Source organism: Streptomyces sp. NPDC088350 (genome assembly GCF_044753545.1).
Taxonomy (GTDB): domain Bacteria; phylum Actinomycetota; class Actinomycetes; order Streptomycetales; family Streptomycetaceae; genus Streptomyces.
Genome location: NZ_JBIVNL010000001.1, coordinates 851,619 through 868,992, shown reverse-complemented (window position 1 = coordinate 868,992; position 17,374 = coordinate 851,619). Strand labels below are relative to the sequence as shown.

At 71.7% G+C, this 17,374-nt stretch carries 16 protein-coding genes; 4 read left to right on the top strand and 12 right to left on the bottom strand.

Annotated features, from left to right (window positions below; all coding sequences use genetic code 11):
- Positions 1–43: 43 nt before the first annotated feature.
- From ACIQBL_RS04020 to ACIQBL_RS03970, 11 genes are all read right to left on the bottom strand, one after another.
- Positions 44–793, bottom strand: coding sequence for a spherulation-specific family 4 protein (locus ACIQBL_RS04020; protein WP_401936454.1), 750 nt, complete (start codon positions 791–793; stop codon positions 44–46).
- The gene (locus tag ACIQBL_RS04015) at positions 781–1,740 is read right to left on the bottom strand and encodes an NAD-dependent epimerase/dehydratase family protein (RefSeq protein ID WP_401936451.1); all 960 of its coding nucleotides are present in this window, start codon (positions 1,738–1,740) and stop codon (positions 781–783) included. Before ACIQBL_RS04015 ends, ACIQBL_RS04020 begins: the two co-directional genes overlap by 13 nt.
- Positions 1,741–1,884: 144 nt before the next feature.
- A complete protein-coding gene (locus tag ACIQBL_RS04010; RefSeq protein ID WP_401936448.1) occupies positions 1,885–3,471 on the bottom strand; it encodes a hypothetical protein in 1,587 nt (528 codons plus the stop codon).
- Positions 3,468–5,162, bottom strand: a complete 1,695-nt coding sequence (locus ACIQBL_RS04005; protein ID WP_401936446.1) for a glycosyltransferase — start codon at positions 5,160–5,162, stop codon at positions 3,468–3,470. The genes ACIQBL_RS04010 and ACIQBL_RS04005 overlap by 4 nt, the downstream gene beginning before the upstream one ends.
- Positions 5,163–5,424: 262 nt before the next feature.
- Entirely contained in the window at positions 5,425–7,062 is a 1,638-nt protein-coding gene (locus ACIQBL_RS04000) for a dipeptide ABC transporter ATP-binding protein (protein WP_401936443.1), read from the bottom strand.
- Positions 7,059–8,057: an ABC transporter permease gene (locus ACIQBL_RS03995; RefSeq protein WP_401936440.1), complete on the bottom strand. Its 999-nt coding sequence runs from the start codon at positions 8,055–8,057 to the stop codon at positions 7,059–7,061. The genes ACIQBL_RS04000 and ACIQBL_RS03995 overlap by 4 nt, the downstream gene beginning before the upstream one ends.
- Positions 8,054–9,100 carry an ABC transporter permease gene (locus ACIQBL_RS03990; RefSeq protein WP_401936437.1) on the bottom strand — a complete coding sequence of 349 codons (1,047 nt, stop codon included), beginning with the start codon at positions 9,098–9,100 and terminating at the stop codon, positions 8,054–8,056. Before ACIQBL_RS03990 ends, ACIQBL_RS03995 begins: the two co-directional genes overlap by 4 nt.
- A 4-nt stretch (positions 9,101–9,104) precedes the next feature.
- Entirely contained in the window at positions 9,105–10,823 is a 1,719-nt protein-coding gene (locus tag ACIQBL_RS03985) for an ABC transporter substrate-binding protein (protein ID WP_401936434.1), read from the bottom strand.
- A 194-nt stretch (positions 10,824–11,017) separates the two neighbouring features.
- Positions 11,018–11,110 (bottom strand): Ms4533A family Cys-rich leader peptide, encoded by a 93-nt coding sequence (locus tag ACIQBL_RS03980; protein ID WP_315986646.1) that lies wholly within the window; start codon positions 11,108–11,110, stop codon positions 11,018–11,020.
- Positions 11,111–11,166: 56 nt separating this feature from the next.
- The gene (locus tag ACIQBL_RS03975) at positions 11,167–12,546 is read right to left on the bottom strand and encodes a DUF3152 domain-containing protein (RefSeq protein WP_401936431.1); all 1,380 of its coding nucleotides are present in this window, start codon (positions 12,544–12,546) and stop codon (positions 11,167–11,169) included.
- Positions 12,547–13,239: 693 nt separating this feature from the next.
- Entirely contained in the window at positions 13,240–14,406 is a 1,167-nt protein-coding gene (locus ACIQBL_RS03970) for an alpha/beta fold hydrolase (RefSeq protein ID WP_401936429.1), read from the bottom strand.
- A 141-nt stretch (positions 14,407–14,547) separates the two neighbouring features.
- Between ACIQBL_RS03970 and ACIQBL_RS03965 the strand changes: the two genes are divergently transcribed.
- The 4 genes from ACIQBL_RS03965 to ACIQBL_RS03950 all read left to right on the top strand — a co-directional run bounded on the left by ACIQBL_RS03965 (position 14,548) and on the right by ACIQBL_RS03950 (position 16,526).
- Positions 14,548–14,766, top strand: a complete 219-nt coding sequence (locus tag ACIQBL_RS03965; RefSeq protein WP_401936427.1) for a hypothetical protein — start codon at positions 14,548–14,550, stop codon at positions 14,764–14,766.
- 271 nt (positions 14,767–15,037) lie between these two features.
- Positions 15,038–15,682, top strand: coding sequence for a TetR/AcrR family transcriptional regulator (locus tag ACIQBL_RS03960; protein WP_401936424.1), 645 nt, complete (start codon positions 15,038–15,040; stop codon positions 15,680–15,682).
- A 144-nt stretch (positions 15,683–15,826) separates the two neighbouring features.
- On the top strand, positions 15,827–16,054 hold the full coding sequence (locus ACIQBL_RS03955; RefSeq protein ID WP_019072095.1) for a DUF3107 domain-containing protein: 228 nt from the start codon (positions 15,827–15,829) through the stop codon (positions 16,052–16,054).
- 202 nt (positions 16,055–16,256) lie between these two features.
- On the top strand, positions 16,257–16,526 hold the full coding sequence (locus ACIQBL_RS03950; protein ID WP_401937039.1) for a hypothetical protein: 270 nt from the start codon (positions 16,257–16,259) through the stop codon (positions 16,524–16,526).
- Between the two features lie 12 nt (positions 16,527–16,538).
- On the opposite strand, the gene ACIQBL_RS03945 is transcribed toward ACIQBL_RS03950, so the two are convergent.
- Entirely contained in the window at positions 16,539–17,276 is a 738-nt protein-coding gene (locus tag ACIQBL_RS03945) for a ferritin-like fold-containing protein (protein WP_401936421.1), read from the bottom strand.
- Between the last annotated feature and the right edge of the window lie 98 nt (positions 17,277–17,374).

The following is a 17,374-nucleotide window of genomic DNA, read 5'->3' as shown; positions in this document are numbered from 1 at the left end:
AATCACTACAGTTGTTCTCTCCGTAACACTGCCATGCCCTTCTTCATTCCGAGACACCCGTTCCGATCCGCGAGACGAGCTCGTCCCAGTAGCCGGGCATCGTCTCCCAGGGGTCGGTGCGGCCACCGCGATCGGTGCGGTCCGTGAAGTAGATGGTCGAGGCGCCCTGCCAGCGGGCGATGCGCAGCGCCTCGTCGAGATGACCGCGCGGGACGCCGTGCACGAAGTGGCAGAAGCGTTCGGGCGGGTGGTCGGCGGTCCACTCGGCGACCTGCGACCAGCGGTAGGCGCTCCAGGGGCCGGAGAAGGTCACCAACTGGTCGGCGCACTCGGCGTATCCGGGGTAGGGGTGGGTGCCGTGCCCCAGGACGAGGTGGGCGCCGTCGCGGATCTCACGGAGCGCGGTGACCGTGCGGCGGACCTCGGGGAGCGCGGCGCGTTCGGCGGGGCAGCGGTCCAGGAGGAAGCCGTCGACCCGGTACCAGTCGCGATAGCGGTGCGCCTCGGAGATCAGGTCGCCGAAGGCCCGGGCGCCGTTCGCGGCGTCCAGGTGGCCAAGGACTCGGACGCCGGTGTTGCGGAGCCGGCCGACCGCCTCCAGGCAGTGCGGGTCGGGGCGGGCCCCCGGGCCGGAGGAGACATTGAGGACGACCCAGTGCAAGGGGGTGCCGGGGCGGGCGAGTTCGCCCCATTCCGTGGGGGCGACGAGGGGGTGGGCGTAGCCGGGGACTCCGAAGCCGGTGCGGACGCCCGTGCTCGCCGTGCCCGGGGGTGCGCTGGTCAGATGCGGCATGCCGCCTCCATCCAGATGTCGGCGAGGGACTCCTCCAGGTTGATCCGGGGCCGCCAGCCGAGCCGGTCGCGCGCGGTGCGCACATCGGCCTGCTGCCAGCTGCCGCAGCCGTCCGGGTACGGGTACGCGACCGGGGCCGCGTGGTCGGGGTCGCTGCGGGGGTGGCCGATGGCGGCCCGCAACGGTCCGGGCGGGCCGTCGAGTTCGTGCAGCGCGCCGCCGTATCCGGCGACGCGGGCGAGGACGGAAGCGGCGTCGCGCAGTCGGACCGCGCGGCCCGAGCCGATGTTGATGACGCCCTGCGCTGCGGAGAGCGAGGCGGCGTGGACGGCGCGGGCCACGTCCCGTACGTCGACGAAGTCGCGTTGCGCGCCCAGGCCGCCGAGTTTGAGTTCGCCGTCGCCGGACTGCATGGCCCGGCGCATGGCCTCGGCGAGCCGGCCGAGCGGGGAACCGGCGGGCGTGCCGGGTCCGGCGGGTGAGAAGACGCGCAGCACTACGGCGTCCAGGCCGGACCCGAGGACCAGTTCGGTGGCGGCGAGTTTGCTGACGCCGTACGGGCCGCCGGGGCGGGGTACGGCGTCCTCGGCCGTGGAGGAACCGGGCTGGCTGGGGCCGTACTCGGCGCCGCAGCCGATCTGCACGAGCCGGGCGCCGCAGCCGCTGCGGCGCAGGGCCTCGCAGACGGTGGCTACGGCGACGGTGTTGTGCCGGGTGAGTTCGCGGGCGCCGCCTCTGGTGGCACCGGCGCAGTTGATGACGACTCCGGGGTGGACGGCGTCCAGGAACCGGGTGAGCGCGCCGGGGCTGCCGGACGCGAGGTCGAAGCGGACGTCGGCGTCGTCGCCGCGGCCGAGCGCGGTGAGCTGGACGGCCGGGTCGGCGAGCAGGCGGTCGGCGACGAAGCGGCCGAGGTAGCCGTTGGCTCCGATCAGCAGGACCCTCATCGGACGGCTCCCGGGGCCGACTCTCCGGATCGGGAGGTGATCATCTGGTGTTCTCCTTCACAAGGTGATGCGGTTGCCTCCGGCGGTGGGGCCGGGCGCCTGCGGCCGGGTGACGGGGTCGGCCGGTACGGGGCCGTGCCGGTGTCACCGCGGCTCGTCCGCCGGCGCGTGCGCCGAGGCTCTGGTCAGCGTGCGGGTGGTGTGGAACAGGAGGGTCAGGGCGGCGACTCCGCAGGCCAGGGCGGGGACGCTGCCCGGACCCCAGGAGTCCATGAGGGTGTCGACGGAGACGGCCAGGAAGCCGCAGCCGGGGAGCCGGCCGATGAAGTCCAGGGACAGGGCCGTCGCCTCGGTCGTGGCCGCCGCGCCGAGGGCGAGGGCCGGGGCGTGGGTGAAGCCGTGGACGGTGAGGAGGCGGGCGAGCAGCAACAGGGCGCCCAGGGTGACGGCCTGCGCGTACGCGGCGGGCTCGCCCAGGACCGCGCCGCAGAGGGCGAGGAGGGCGGTGAGGGCACACAGGAACAGGGCGAACGTGCCGAGCAGCAGCGGCTGCACGGAGCCGGCGAAGTCCTCCAGGGCGCGGCTGGTCGCGAGCTTGCGCCGGGCGCGTACGGCGAAGTGGTGGGCGCACCAGGCCGCGGGGGCGCAGGCCAGGGCGAGGGCCAGGACGGGTGCGGTGGCCAGGGACCAGGGTCCGCCCGTGGTGCCGGTCGGCAGGCCGTCGGGCCCGCCCGCGTCCGCCGCGCGGAGCAGGCCGTCGCCGAGGAGGGCGTAGGCGAGCAGCCAGTACGTCCACAGGCGCGTACCGGGCGGCGTGCGCCACGCGTGCGTGCCGGGCAGCGTGCTCAGCGGGCCGCGCCCGAGTATCGCGCGCACGCCGAGCGCCACGGCGAGGACACCGACGGCGGCCACGGTCAGCCGCAGCCGACCGTCCGTGAGACGCAGGCCGGTCACGGTCGCGGCGCAGAGGACTCCGGGCAGGAGGGCGAGTACGGCCCAGCCGGCGCGGGCGGGCTGCGCGGCCACGGCGTCGGGGGGCGGGGTCGCCGCGTCGTCGCGGGGCACGCGTGCGTACATCTCCTCGGCGAGCGCGAAGACGTCCCGGTGCCGGAAACGGGCGGCGGTCCGATCGGTGACACCGTGCGCCTCCAGACCCGCCGCGATCTCCAACGGGTCGACGGCACGCTCGCACAACTCACGGTGCCGGTGCATCAGCGCCTTCACGGGGTCGGCTGCGCCGCGCCGGGTGGGGGCGGGTTTGCGGTCGGTCGTGCGGGGGGTCTGTCCGGGTGGTGTGCGGGGGGTTGCGGGCCTGGCGTCGCCTTCGGGGTGAGGGGCTCTGTGGGGGTGGGTGGCGTGTGGGGTGGGAAGCGGGGCGAGGGCGGCGGGGACACAGGCGTCACAGGTGGCCTGGTCGGCGACTGGCGGGGCGGCGTCGGCGACTGGCGGGGCGGCGTCGGCGACTTGGCCGGCAACCGGTCCGGGCTCGTCGCGGTCGGCCATGTCACGGACGTCGTCGGCGACTTGACGGAGGGCCGCCGGGCCCCCCTCCCCCAACACCCGCGCGCCCAGCACCACACGCGCGCCTTCCCCGCCCGGCACTGCCTCGGTCTCCGCCTCTCCCTCCGCCTCCAACTCCTCCCGCCCGCCAAGCCACTCCTCCGACCGCGCATCCCACGCCCCCGCCCCGCCGGGCCTCCCGGGGCGGTCGAGTTCGCCGAGGCCGCTCATCGGGCCGCCTCCGTCGTCGGCAAGGGAGTCGTCGCGCGGACCGGCGTTCCCGTCGCCCAGGTCGGGCCGCCGCGGGCGACGACGCGGGCCATGGGGTCGGTCCAGCGGCCGGGGACATGCGCCTCGGCGGGGGCCGCGAAGGGGAGGGGTTCACCTGCCTCGTTCAGGACGACCCGGCGTACCGGGGAGTGCGAGACGATCTCCAGGTAAATGCCGTGAAATGCCGCGATGTTCTGCTCGACGGTGAACAGTTCGAGTGCGCGGGCGCGCGCGGCGGCGCCGAGGCGCTCGCGGCGCTCGGGGTCGTGCAACAGGCTCACGCACGCCTCGGCGAGCGCCCGCGGATTGCGCGGGGGCACGACGAGCCCCGTACCGCCGATGACCTCGACCACCGCGCCGACGTCGGTGGACACGGTGGCCCGGCCGCAGAACATGGCTTCGACCAGGCCGACCGGGAAGCCCTCGACGACGCTCGACAGGACGATCACCGTGCCGGCCGCGTACGCGTCGGCGAGTGTGGGGGCTTCCGGGCCGCCGATCTCCTCGAAGGACACCGGGTTGTCGCCGACCGCGTGCACGCCCTCGGCCTCGTCGGGGAAGAGCTGTGCGGCCAGCGCCCGGCAGTGGCCCAGGTAGGCCTCGCCCTCGGCACCGGACGCCGCGCCGACGATCCGCAGGCGCGCCTTGGGCTCCTCCTTGCGGATCTCCGCGAAGGCGTGGAGCAGGGAGATCAGGTCCTTCGCGGGTTCGATACGGCCGACCCACACCAGCGTGTCCGTGTCGGCGCGGTCGGGCGCCTCGCCCACCTCCGCGAAGCGGGACGCCTCCATGCCCGGGTAGACCGTGCGGATTCTCGTACGGTCGGCGCCGCAGCGTTCCTGCCAGCGGCGGGTGTGCGTGTTGCCGGGGGTGATCAGCGCGGCCCGCCGGTAGATCTCGGCGGCGAGCCTGCCGTGGAAGGCGGCGAGCAGTGCCCGTACGGCGGGCGGCGCGTCCGCGGAGGCCAGGTAGTGCGTCCGCAGTGGCACGCCGTACTCGGTCACCAGCAGCGGTACGCCGGCGAAGTGCCGGGCGAGCAGCCCGGGCAGGGCCGCGGTGCCGCCGGCCGTGGCATGGCAGAGGTCCACGGAGCCGAGGGCGTCGTCCTCGTACCAGTCGAGCGAGAGGGGGCGCAGGGCGCGTTCCACGTGCGCGGCGACGGTGAGGAGTTCGGGTACGCGCGCCTCGCGTACCGTGCGGAGTGCGCCGGGCGCACGACAGGCGCGTTCGAGTGCGCGTACGGCGCGTTCGGAGCGCAGCGCGGATACGAGGCCGCCCTCGTCGCGGGCGAGTTCCGCGAGCCCGTACAGCGCGTTGGCGAAACGGTCCGCCACATCGGCGGAGGCCGCCGCCGCAAGCTCCGTGGGCCCCGTGGCGGCGGTGTCGGAAGCCTGCCCGTCCCCCGCGCACAGCACGGCCGCCAGCTCCTCGTAGCACTCGCCGAACCGCCGGCGCGCGCGGCGCCCGAGCACCACCCCGTCGTCCTCGGCGCTCCACAGCGGCGCGGTACGCACCCGGCTGACCTGGGGCGGCAGTTCGAGCCAGCCCTCGCCCTCCTGCCGCTCGCTGCGGCTGAGCGCGTAGACGTCGAACTCGTGCTGCCCGAGCCCGCGTACGAGCCGGTCGCACCAGAGTCTGGCGTCACCGCTCACATACGGATAGCCACCCTCCGTAAGCAGTCCTATGCGCACGGGCACACCCCCGATCTCCCATATGGGGAGCCGCCGTTGACCCGGCGGCTCGCAGCGGGACGAACGTATGCGGACAAGGCGGTGGCGCGATGGACGGTTGTCCATCGCGCCACCAAAAGGGGTGAACGGTCGTAACTTTCCCGTGCGGGTCGCGTTCGCTCGCGCTAAGGGATCACTACGGGATCACTGAACGACCATCAGGAAGCGGATCGTTCAACGATCCTCAGGCCGTCGCCAACTCCCGTCGCACCGCCCTGCGCCGGGCCGCGACCTGGGGATCGAGGGCCGGTACGGCGGCCAGGAGCTGCTTCGTGTACGGGTCCTGCGGGGAGTCGTAGACCTCGTCGGCGGGGCCTTGTTCAACGATCCTCCCGCGTCGCATCACCGCGACCCGGTCGCTGACCTGGCGTACGACGGCGAGGTCGTGGGCGACGAACACGAGCGCGAGGCCGAGTTCGCGCTGGAGTTCGCCGAGCAGGGCGACGACCTGGGCCTGTGTGGTGACATCGAGAGCGGAGACCGGTTCGTCGCACACGATCACGCGCGGGTCCGCCGCGAGCGCCCGTGCGATGCCCACACGCTGGCGCTGGCCGCCGCTGAACTCGTGCGGGTAGCGGTCGTAGTGCGCCCCTTCGAGCCCCACGCGCTCCAGCAGTTCGCGGACGCGCCCCCGGATGCGCCCCTCGTCGCGTTCGCCACGCGCGCGGAGCGGGTCGGCGATCGACTCGCCCACGCTGCGGCGAGGGTTGAGGGAGGAGACGGGGTCCTGGAAGACCATCTGGACGTCCGGGCGTACCCCGCCGCCGGGCTTGATCTCGCCGGACGTCGGCTCGAGCAGCCCGACCAGCATCCGGCCCAGCGTCGTCTTGCCGCTGCCGCTCTCGCCCACGATGCCGAGGGTCTCGCCCCGGTGGATCGTCAGCGACACGTCGTCCACGGCCGCGAACGCCCGCTTCCCGCGCCCGAATTCACGCCGCAGGCCCGTCGCCTCCAAGACGACCTCCGCGTCCGCCAGAGACGCCTCGGAGGGCGCGCGCGGGGCGTCCACGCGCGGGACCGCGCCGAGCAGATCCCGGGTGTACGGCTCGGTCGGCGTCCCGAGCACGGTGCCCACCGGCCCGTGTTCGACGGCCCGCCCGTGCCGCATGACCAGGATCTCGTCGACGCTCTCGGCGGCGACGCCCACGTCGTGCGTGACGAGCAGCAGCCCCAGGCCGGTCTCCTCGCGCAGCGTGTGCAGCAGGTCGAGGATCTGCGCCTGGACGGTCACGTCGAGCGCGGTCGTGGGCTCGTCGGCGATCAGCAGGTCCGGTTCGCAGGCCAACGCCATGGCGATCAGGGCGCGTTGCCGCATGCCGCCGCTGAACTCGTGCGGGCGCGAACGGGACCGGCGTGCCGCGTCCGGAATGCCGACCCGGTCCAGTACGTCGACGGCACGCGCGCGTGCAGCCCGACGCGACACGCGCGTGTGCACCCGGTACACCTCGGCTATCTGGTCGCCGATCGCGTAGTACGGGTCCAGGGACGACAGCGGGTCCTGGAAGACCATCGCGGCCTTGCCGCCGCGCAGCCGCCGCAGGTCCGCGTCGGAGGCCTCCTGTACGTCGATGCCGGCCACCCGCACCGAGCCGCCGACGTCGGCCCCCGTGCCCCTGTGCAGCCCCAACAGGGCCGAGGCGACCGTGGACTTGCCCGAGCCGGATTCGCCGACCAGGCCCAGCGCGGCGCCCTTCTCCAGCCGGAAGGAGAGGCCGTCCACGGCGCGCAGGGAGCCGAACCCGACGGTCAGGTCGGTGACTTCCACCAAGACGTCCGCAGCGCTGTCCACCAGGACCTCCGCCGTGCCATCCGCCGAACTCATGCGAGCACCACCCGTCGGTCGGCCACCGCGTACAACACGTCCGCGACGGCGTTGGCGATGACCACGAAGAAGCCGATGACCAGGACCATGCCGACGACCACAGGGAGGTCGACGACATTGACGGCATGGACGAGTTCCTGTCCGATGCCGGGCAGTCCGAAGAGCGTCTCGGTGAGCACCGCGCCGCCGACCGCCGAGCCGACGTTGTTGGCGTTGAGCGCGATGATCGGCGCGAACGCCCCCCGCAGCGCGTGCCGCCCGATGATCGACCGCTCGCCGACGCCGTACGCGCGGAACGTGCGGATGTGGTCCTCGGCGAGCGTCTCCAGCATCGACGCCCGGGTGAGCCGGGCGAACGCGGCGGCCTCGATGAGGGCCAGGGAGAGCCAGGGCAGGAGCAGGTTCCAGGCCCACTGTTCGGGATCGTCGGTGAGGCCGACGTACTGCGGGAAGGGCAGCAGTTGGAGCTGCCCGCAGACGACGATCATCAGCACCAGGCCGATCACGAACACCGGGGTGGCGACGCCCGCGAGCGTGATGCCGGTCAGCAGGCGCTCGGTGAACCGGCCGCGCCGCCACGCCGACAGGACGCCGGTGCCGACGCCGAGGATCAGCCACAGCACCATCGCGCCGAACACGAGGGACAGGCTGACCGGCAGCTTCGCCAGGATCAGCTGGGTGACCTGCCGGTCGCCCTGGTACGACAGCCCGAGGCAGGGCGCCGAGCAGTGCTCCACGGAGGTGCCCGTGGAGTAGTCCTGGCCGACGAGGATGCCCTGGAGGAAGTGCCAGTAGCGGAGGTACAGCGGGTCGTCGAGCCTCAACTGCTGTGCCACCTGGTGCACTTGCTCCGGGGAGCAGCGCGGGCCGCAGGTGATCTGGGCGACGTTGCCGGGGGTGACGAAGAAGACGACGTAGACGATCACCGAGATGGCGAACAGGGTGATCGCGGTGCCGATACCGCGGCGCAGGACGAATCCTCCGAAGCCGCTCATGAGGTGGCCTCCTTGGTGCTCGCGTCGGCCGCGGACTTCTTCGTGCTCGCGTCCGCCTTGGCCTCGCGCTTGCGGCCGGTGCCGATGCGCAGGCGGGAGGCCGCGCGCGGGTCGAGGGCCGTACGGATGCCGTCGCCCAGGACGGTCAGCGCGAGGACGGTGACGAAGAGGGCGCCGGCGGGCAGCAGCAGGTACTGCGGGGCCGCCTGGTACCAGACGTCGGCGGCGGTGAGCATCTGCCCCCAGGAGGGCGTCGGGGGCTTCACCCCGACGCCGAGGAAGGACAGTGCGGCTTCGGTACTGATGTTGATCGGTACGAGGAGTGCCGCGTAGGTGATGACGGGCGCGGCCAGTCCGGGCAGCAGTTCGCGGCGGGCGATGCGCCAGGTGCCCCAGCCGCTGAGCCGGGCGGCGGAGACGTAGTCGAGTTCCTTGAGGGTGAGCGTCTGGGCGCGCACGATCTTCGCGATGTTGCCCCAGGCGATGAGCCCGATGACGAGCGCGACGAGCAGGGGGCGCGGGAAGCTGCTGGGCACGATCGCGAGCAGCGCCAACGACATGATCATCAACGGCATCGCCACGATGATGTCGGTGATCCGGCTCAACAGTTGATCAACCCATCGACTGCCGAGGGCGGCGGCGACGCCGATCACGACCCCGATGGTGACCTGTACGACGGTCGCCCCCAGGGCGACGCCGAGCGAGACCCGGGCGCCGTACGCGAGGCGGGCGAAGAGGTCGCGGCCGGTCTGCGGTTCGACGCCGAGCCAGTGGTCGGCGGTGATGCCCCCGAAGGAGCCGGTCGGCACACCTCCGCGCGCGGAGTCGATGAGCGAGGGGTGGTAGGTGAAGGGGTCCTGGCCCTCGATCGCGGTGAGCAGCGGCGCGGCGAGCGCGACCAGAACGAGCAGGGCGACGACGACCGCCGCGACGAGGGCGGCGCGCTGCGCTCGCAGCCGCCGCCAGAACTGACGGGCCCCCGAGCCCGCCGGGACGGAGACGTCCGTCCCGGCGGGCTGGGAGGCGGCAAGTGCCTCGCTCATGGGGTTACTTGACCGCGACCTGGGAGATGTCCAGGACGCCGGTCCAGTCGCTGATCACGACGTTCTTGATGTCCTTGCCGACCAGTCGCTTGTAGACGGGGTGGAACAGCGGCACGGTCAGGGCCTGCTCGCCGATCTTCTTGTCCAGTGCACCCCACCTCTTGGCGGCCTGGTCAAGATTCGTCAACTTGTTGATCGCGTCAATCTCGGCATTGACCGACTTGTCATTGAGCAGGCCGGTGTTGAAGTTCGCGCCGTCCTTGACGATCTGGCGGCCGTCGAAGATCGGGGCGAGGAAGGGGCCGCCGGAGGGCCAGTCGGCACCCCAGTGGGCGAGGAAGAAGCCCGGCTCGGTCTTGACGCTGTGGATCTTGTCCTTGTAGTCGTTGATCTCCAGGCCCTGCAGCTTGACGGTGATGCCGGCCTTCTTGAGCGCGTCCTGGAGCGCGGTCGCGATCTCCGGGCTGGTCTCGAAGTCCTTGTCGTTGGAGTGCGTCAGGGTGACGGTGATCCCCTTCGGGTAACCGGCCTCCTTCAGCAGCTCCTTGGCCTTCGCCGCGTTGCCGGACGCGCCCGCCGGGAAGAGGTCGTAGGGGTCGTAGCCGAAGGACTTCTGGTTCGGCAGGAAGGTGGTCGCGGCCTCGGCCAGCGACGAACCGCCGGCCGCGTTGACCACCGACGAACGGTCGACGGCGTACGAGATCGCCTGCCGCACCTTGACGTTGTCGAACGGCGCGACCGTCGGGTTGAACGCGATGTAGTTCGTGTAACCGAAGTGCCCGGTGCCGACGCGCGCCGCCAGCTCCTTGTCGCCGGTCACCTTGGCCAGCTCGGCCGGCCCGAGGTTGGTGTCCGTGGTGACGGCGGCGGCGTCCGCCCCCTGGGACGACGACAGCCGCTGGTTGATCACGGACGAGTCGAGCCCCGACTTCACGTCGATCTTGTCCGGGTAGGCCTTGCGCTCGGCGTCCGTGGCCGTGGACCAGTAAGTGTTGCGCTCCAGGACGAGCGTCTCGCCGTCGTTCTGGTTGCTGACGACCTTGTACGGCCCCGAGGAGATCGGGTGCTGCTCGTACTTCGTCCCCGTGTCCTTCGCCTTCGGAACGGGTGTGAACTGCGTCTGCGTGGCGAGGTAGGGGAACTCGCCCTCGGGCTTGTCGAGATGGAAGACGATGGTCCGGCTGTCGGGCGTCTCGATCGCGGAGAGCCCCTTCTTGTCCTTGTACGGCCCCTGGTAATCGGCCGCGCCGACCAGCCAGTCCCTCAAGTAGGGCGCGCCGCCGGAGAGTTCGGGGGCGAAGGAGCGCTCGATGCCGTACTTGATGTCGGCCGAGGTGATCGCGGTGCCGTCCTCGTACTTGAGGCCCTTCTTCAGGGTGTACGTCCACACGGTCGCGTCCTTGTTGGGGCGCCCGGTGTCGGTGGCGAGGTCCGGGACGACCTTGGCGCCGGCCGCGCCGTTCTCGCGGTTGCGGGTGGTAAGGGTGCGGAAGACGAGGGACGGGACGTTGCCGCCGCCGGAGGTGTACAGGCGCGCCGGGTCGAAGTCCTCCTGGGGGTTGGAGTTCAGGACCGTGAGCGTGCCGCCCTTGTGCGGCGTGGAGTCGCCACCGGAGCCCTTGGCATCGTTGTCCTTCGGCCCGCAGGCGGCGGCGCCCGCTGCCACGGCCAGGCTGACGGATGCCACGGCCACGCGCCGGGCTATGACGGACGGTTGACGCATCGGAATGACGACCTCTCGGGGGGATTCTCGAGGGACTCTCAGGGAGTTCTCGAATAGCGAGACGGATGGACGAGGGGTGAGACGGAAGTGAACAGGCGTCTGCCCCGGCGTCAGGTCGTCGGAAACGCCCTGCCGAAGTCACACGGGCAAGGGCGAGATGGTGCGGGTCGCGACACGAACGCCAGGGGCGGTGTTCAGCGACAGAGGATGTCGGCCACGCAGAGCGGGGTCACGCCGATGAGCGCCAGCTCGATGGCGGCGCGGTGCGCGACATGACTAGACCACATGCCCAAAAATATGAAGGAAGTTGCGGCTCGTGTCAATGTGACATAAGCGCCGCCCGTCAACTGGCCGGATACGGCCAGGGGTTCGCCAGGCAGTGGATTCCGTCATGGTCGAGGAACTTGGTCTGCTGCTGCATGACGGGGGCCAACTCGCCGTCCTTGTCGCAGGTGACGTGCCCGTAGCCGAGACGATGACCAACTTCATGGTTGATCAACATCTGTCGATACGCGTACATCTTGTCCCCATATGTTGACGACCCCTGCGCCCATCGATACGCATTGATCATCACGCGTTCGGTGGAGGCCGAGTCGCACGACACGTTGTCCTGAGTCGTGTCGAGCCCGGACTTGGCACACCACTTGGCGGTGGTACCAGGGCTCGCGAGGGTGATCACGAAGTCCGGTTTGCCGGAGTAGATCCGCTCGAAGGTACGGGCACCGTTGTGGGCCCAGCTCCGGTCGTCGTTGAGCGTCTTCTGCACGGCCTCGGCGAAGAGCGCCCCGTCGAGCCCGAGCCCCTGCTCCACGTCCACGCGGTACGTGTACTTGCGCCCCTTGCCGGGCGCCTTGTCGACACCGGGCACCGCGTCGAACGTGTCCGGTCCCTTGAGCGTGGCGCTGAGCGGGTACTTCTTGTCCATCTTCTGGGCGTACGTCAGGGTCACCGCGCGGGGAGAGGCGGACGGGCTGGACTGCGGGGAGGCGGTGCCCCGTACGTCGCGGGCCTGGTCGGTGGCCGCCTGCGACCGCACACCGTCTTTGCCACCGTCCCTGGCTACCTGTCCGGCCACGATGACGGCCAGCACGGTGGTGACGGCGGCGGCAGCGATGCCGGTGTAGGCGCGCCCCTTGCCGCCCCTGGCGGGGGCGGGTGGGGAGCCCGGCTGGTCAGGGTCGGTGGAAGGCGCGTCGTCGGTGTCGACGTCGCCCTCAGGGGTCCAGGTACTGACGGAGCCGTACGGGTCGGCGGGGTGCGTCGCGACGGCTGTCCGGGGTGCGAAGACGTCGTCGTCGCCCGCTTCGAAGGCGTCGACGTAGTCCTGCCGGGGACCACGACCGGCCTGACCGCGTCGCCGGGGGCCGGGCTGAGGGGCTTGGCGCTGCCGGGGGATGGAGAGTGCCGGGTCGGGGGTGGAGGGCATGGCGGCGGGGGCGGAGGGCGTAACAGGGGTACCAGTTGCACCAGGCACACCGGGCGGGTACGGCAGACCGGGCGGGCCTTGAGCAGTGCCGAGGGGGCTGTACGGCACGCCGTGTCCCGCGCCGGTGTGTCCCCTCAACTCACCCCAGCCACCGCCGGATTCAGGCTGCTGGGGGTGACCGGCACGGGCTTGGGGGGTGCCGTGAGCAGGCGTGCCGTCGGGGAGACGGGGGACACCGCGCGCGGGAGTGCCATCGGGCAACCTCGGGACACCGTGCGCGGGAGTGCCGTCCGCCATGCCGGGTATTCCGTGAGCCGGAGTCCCGTCCGGAAGCCGTCGCCCCTCATGACCAGGCGGCCCACCCTGAAAATGCGGCACCCCCTGAGCCGGGGTCCCGTCCGCAAATCGCGGCGCACCCTGTCCGGGCGGCGCCCCCTGGAAACGCGGTACCCCCCGCCCAGGCGTGCCGTCTCCCACATGCGGCACTCCATGAGCCGGCGTCCCCTCAGGGAATGGCGACGCCCCGTACCCCGGATTCCCGCCGGCCGAAGCCTGCCGCCGACCCGGTATCACCCCAGGCCCGGGCCGCCTCTGCCCGCCCCCTCCACCTGATCCCGCACCCGCACCTGAAGCCGCACCGCCACCCGCACCGCCACCGGTACCCGCACCCGCACCCGCACCCGCACCCGCACCCGGCACCGAACGCCCCGGCGCCACGACACGCTGCTCCGCCCGGCTACCGTCCCGTACCCCGTCCGCCCCAGGACGCGCCCCGCGCAGGGGCCCGGTGTCGGCCCCGGACCAACCCCCCTCGCCCCTCTGACCCCGCTCAGAACCCCGAGCCTCCAGACCCCGCTCAGAACCCTGGGCCTCCTGAGCGCTGCGAGCGCCCTTGCCGGCTCCCCTGCCCGTGTTGCCGGGGTTGCCTATGTCCGCGGAGTCACCCTTGGCGGCGGACCTGCGGCGACTATGGCGTCCCACGTCGGCCCCTCAGCTCCCCGCGTTCGTATCGTCGGGCTTGGCATCGCCCCCGGCACCGGACCCCGCGCTCGCTCCGGCGCCGTCGGCATCACTCACCGTACGCACCGAACCGGCGTCACGGGACCCCCGCGCACCGCTCCCGCCCCCTCGGCCGAAACCTTCCGCCCCCACCGCACGGCGATCCCTCGCGGCGCCCGCACGCTCATCAGCGACGGAGACCAACTCCCCCGCATCCGCGAGGAGTTCGCGGAACGCCGCCGCCACCGTCTCCGGGTACTCCATCATCGCGACATGCCCGGCGTCCGGGAGGGACAGCAGGCGGGAGTCGCGGAAGGTGCGGGCGGCTCGCTGGGCCATGCGGTAGCCGACCAGTTGGTCGCGGCCGCCGTAGACGAGGAGGGTGGGGGCGAGGACGCGCTCGGCCTGGCGCCAGAGGCCGTGTTGGCCACCCAGGGTGTACGCGTTGACGATGCCCCGGGAGGAACGGGCCATCGCGTCCCAGAAGTACGGCAGTTGCAGGCGCCGTTCCAGTTCCTCGACGGCGTGGCGGAACGCCTCGGGGGTCACCTGGCCGGGGTCGCCGTAGCAGAGGCCCAGGACCCCGCGGACGCGCTGTTCGGCCGTCCAGTCCCTGCTGATGCGGGTGAACAGGGCCGCGATTCCCGGTACGCCCAGCAGCGCCGTCGGCACCGCCGAGCGCTGGACGCGGATCTCCGGCAGGGCCGGGGAGATCAGCGTGAGCGTGCGGACCAGGTCCGGGCGCACGGCGGCCACGCGGGTCGCGATCGCGCCGCCCAGCGAGTTGCCGAAGAGGTGCACCGGGCCGCGCCCGGCGGCATCGAGGTAACGGATGCACGCGCGCGCGTGCCCGGTGACGGAGTAGTCGCCGTCGTCCGGGGGCGGGGAGTCGCCGAAGCCCGGCAGGTCCAGGGCCTCGCTGTCGACCAGGCCGTCGAGTTCGGCCATGAGCTGCGACCAGTTCTGCGAGGAACCGCCGAGCCCGTGGACGTAGAGCGCGGGCGGCAGTCCTTCGCGCGCCGGCGGTCTCGACCGCACCGTGAGGGTGATGCCCGGCAGCCCGACCGACCGGAGCCGCTCCCCTTCGCCGACCCTGACGGGCGCCACCTTGGGGAGCACACTGGCGGCCGACACGGAGGGCAGCTCTGTCGAAGACATGCGGCAATGTTACGAGACGATCACGCAGTAGTTCGTGTGTTCGCAGTCACAGACACACCCATGGGTACGCGCATGGACCCGCTCACCGCATGGCGTCCCGATCGGGTGGGTCCTAGGCTCGTACCAGGAAGGGAGTCCGCAATGGCCGTCGACCCCACCGATCCCGACACCTTCGAGGTCGAGAACGACGACGCCGAACTCGACGTCGAAGCACCAGAGAACGACGCCGCCGAGCAGCTGACGGACCTGACACCGGACCGCGACGACCCGCTGACGGCGCTGGATCCGGACTCCGCGAACGAAGCCGACGTCATCGAACAGGCCCGGGTCGTCTCCCTCGACGAGGACGACTATCGCTGACGGCCCCCTGTCACCACTGTCCCCGTCACCACAGTCCCCGTCACCACAGTCCCCGTCACCAATGCCCTCGTCACCACCGTCCTCGGCGGGTAAGAAACAGGCTCCGAACCGCCCGCCCCTGCCCACTCCATCCCCCTTCGAAACACTTTGCGCCGCTATCGCCGCCGTCCGGTCCGTGAAATTCTGCGCTCGCACCGCGCACACCACGGTTACCGAAAAGTACGATGGCGGCGCGGCGCTCACCGCATGAGGACGACATTTGGGAGGCGGCGTGACAGCCATCGAGCAGACAGAGGCGGCGCGCCCGCGGGGCACACGCCTGCCGCGCCGTGCCCGACGGAACCAGTTGCTGGGCGCCGCCCAGGAGGTTTTCGTCGCGCAGGGATACCACTCGGCCGCTATGGACGACATCGCCGAGCGCGCCGGCGTCAGCAAGCCGGTGCTCTACCAGCACTTCCCGGGCAAGCTCGACCTCTACCTCGCCCTCCTCGACCAGCACTGCGAGTCGCTGATCCAGGCGGTGCGGACCGCGCTCGCGTCGACCTCCGACAACAAGCAGCGCGTCCGGGCGACGATGGACGCGTACTTCGCCTACGTCGAGGACGACGGCGGCGCCTTCCGGCTGGTCTTCGAGTCGGACCTGACGAACGAGCCCGCCGTGCGCGAGCGCGTCGACAAGGTGACGAACGAGTGCGCCGAGGCGATCTGCGACGTCATCGCCGAGGACACCGGTCTGTCGCGGGCCGAGTCGATGCTGCTGGCCTCCGGTCTGGGCGGCCTCGCCCAGGTCGTCGCCCGCTCCTGGCTGCACAGCGACCGCAGCGTCCCGCGCGACCAGGCGGTCCAGCTGCTGGCCTCGCTGGCGTGGCGCGGCATCGCCGGTTTCCCGCTGCACGGAAACGAACAGCACCACTGACGGCCGGGCTCCCTTTTTTGTTCCCGTCCGTTGTTCGCTCCTGGCGTTCCCGGCGCGGAGCATGTACGTCCCCTCACCGGGCTAATGTGTGCTGGGTACGGCGCGGAAGATCGCGCACTTTGCTGACCGTCGGAGGGACATAGCGTGGAGGTCAAGATCGGCGTGCTGCACACGCCTCGCGAGATCGTTCTGGAGACCGGTCAGAGCGCCGAGGAGGTCGAGCAGGCCGTGGCCGAGGCACTGACCGGGAAGGCTCCGCTGCTGAGCCTCGTGGACGAGCACGGCCGCAAGGTCCTCGTCCCCGCCGACCGGCTCGCCTATGTCGAGCTCGGCGAGGCGGCCCCGCGCAAGGTGGGCTTCGGCGCGCTGTAGCCACGAACGGACGAGGGGCCCGGTGACCGAGAAGGTCACCGGGCCCCTCGCGTTTCCCTCAGCGTTTCCCCAGGTGTTCCCACTGGAGTTCCAGCACAGATGGAGCACAAGTCCCCCACAGAGGAGGATTGCATTCCGCAGGTCACGGGTATGACCGGCTACGACCGCAGTACACAGGCCGACCGTGGGAGGGACCCCCGTGATGATCCTGGAAGCGCTCGGCTCCGCTGTGCTGGGTCTGCTGCTCGCGTGGGCGGCCACCCACCGGCTCGCCCACCGTCTGCCGGCCCGCGCCCTGGTGTTCTCCACGGGTGTCGCCGGAGCCCTTTTCGGTGACTTCGTCACCCACAGCGCGCTGGGCCCCGGCAGCGGTCTGCCGAGTCTGCTCGGCGCGGCGGTCGTCTCGGCCGCGTCGCTCTCGCTGCTTCTTCGACCCGCCCGACGGTTCCGGGGACGATCCGCACCGGCATGACCGAGCGCACGGCTAAGCCGCGAGCCCCAGGGCCGCCATCCGCTTGGTGTGCGCCTCGGTGATCCGGGAGAACATCCGGCCGACCTCGGCGAGGTCGAACCCGTCCGCGACACCGCCCACGAGCATCGTCGACAGCGCGTCCCGGTCGGCGACCACCCGCTGGGACTGCGACAGCGCCTCCCCCATCAACCGCCGCGCCCACAGGGCGAGTCGGCCCCCCACGCGCGGGTCCGCGTCGATCGCAGCGCGTACCTTTTCTACGGCGAAACTGGCGTGGCCGGTGTCGTCGAGAACCCCGAGAACGAGCGAGCGGGAGTCCCCGTCGAGGCGGGCGGCGACCTCGCGGTAGAAGTCGCTGGCGATCGAGTCGCCGACGTACGCCTTGACGAGCCCTTCCAGCCAGTCCGAGGGCGCCGTCTGCTTGTGGAAGCCGTCGAGCGCGGCGACGAACGGCTGCATCGCCTGTGTCGGCTCGGCCCCGATCTCCGCGAGCCGGTCCCTGAGCCGCTCGAAGTGGTGGAACTCGGCCGACGCCATCTTCGCCAGCTCCGCCTTGTCCGCGAGCGTCGGCGCCAGCTTGGCGTCCTCCGCGAGCCGCTCGAACGCCGCCAGCTCGCCGTACGCGAGCGCGCCGAGCAGGTCGACGACCGCGTTGCGGTACTGCGGTTCGACGGAGGCCGTGGCCCAGTCCTGGGCGGCGACTCCGGTGGGTTCGGCGGGCGCGTCGGAGGCGTTGTCAGCGGTCGTCATGAAGCGCACAATAGCCCGCTCACCGCGCGGCGGAAGTCCCTGGTCAATCAGTGTGACGACGACTACGTGACCAAATCGGCCAACGCATGTGCGCGATT

Coding starts and splice junctions, on each gene's coding strand:
- ACIQBL_RS03945 (WP_401936421.1), bottom strand. CDS start 17,276: ATGACGACCGCTGACAACGCCTCCGACGCGCCCGCCGAACCCACCGGA.
- ACIQBL_RS03990 (WP_401936437.1), bottom strand. CDS start 9,100: ATGAGCGAGGCACTTGCCGCCTCCCAGCCCGCCGGGACGGACGTCTCC.
- ACIQBL_RS04020 (WP_401936454.1), bottom strand. CDS start 793: ATGCCGCATCTGACCAGCGCACCCCCGGGCACGGCGAGCACGGGCGTC.
- ACIQBL_RS03995 (WP_401936440.1), bottom strand. CDS start 8,057: ATGAGCGGCTTCGGAGGATTCGTCCTGCGCCGCGGTATCGGCACCGCG.
- ACIQBL_RS04000 (WP_401936443.1), bottom strand. CDS start 7,062: ATGAGTTCGGCGGATGGCACGGCGGAGGTCCTGGTGGACAGCGCTGCG.
- ACIQBL_RS03965 (WP_401936427.1), top strand. CDS start 14,548: ATGGCCGTCGACCCCACCGATCCCGACACCTTCGAGGTCGAGAACGAC.
- ACIQBL_RS03980 (WP_315986646.1), bottom strand. CDS start 11,110: ATGTGGTCTAGTCATGTCGCGCACCGCGCCGCCATCGAGCTGGCGCTC.
- ACIQBL_RS04010 (WP_401936448.1), bottom strand. CDS start 3,471: ATGAGCGGCCTCGGCGAACTCGACCGCCCCGGGAGGCCCGGCGGGGCG.
- ACIQBL_RS03950 (WP_401937039.1), top strand. CDS start 16,257: ATGATCCTGGAAGCGCTCGGCTCCGCTGTGCTGGGTCTGCTGCTCGCG.
- ACIQBL_RS03975 (WP_401936431.1), bottom strand. CDS start 12,546: ATGGCGGACGGCACTCCCGCGCACGGTGTCCCGAGGTTGCCCGATGGC.
- ACIQBL_RS04015 (WP_401936451.1), bottom strand. CDS start 1,740: ATGAGGGTCCTGCTGATCGGAGCCAACGGCTACCTCGGCCGCTTCGTC.
- ACIQBL_RS03985 (WP_401936434.1), bottom strand. CDS start 10,823: ATGCGTCAACCGTCCGTCATAGCCCGGCGCGTGGCCGTGGCATCCGTC.
- ACIQBL_RS03970 (WP_401936429.1), bottom strand. CDS start 14,406: ATGTCTTCGACAGAGCTGCCCTCCGTGTCGGCCGCCAGTGTGCTCCCC.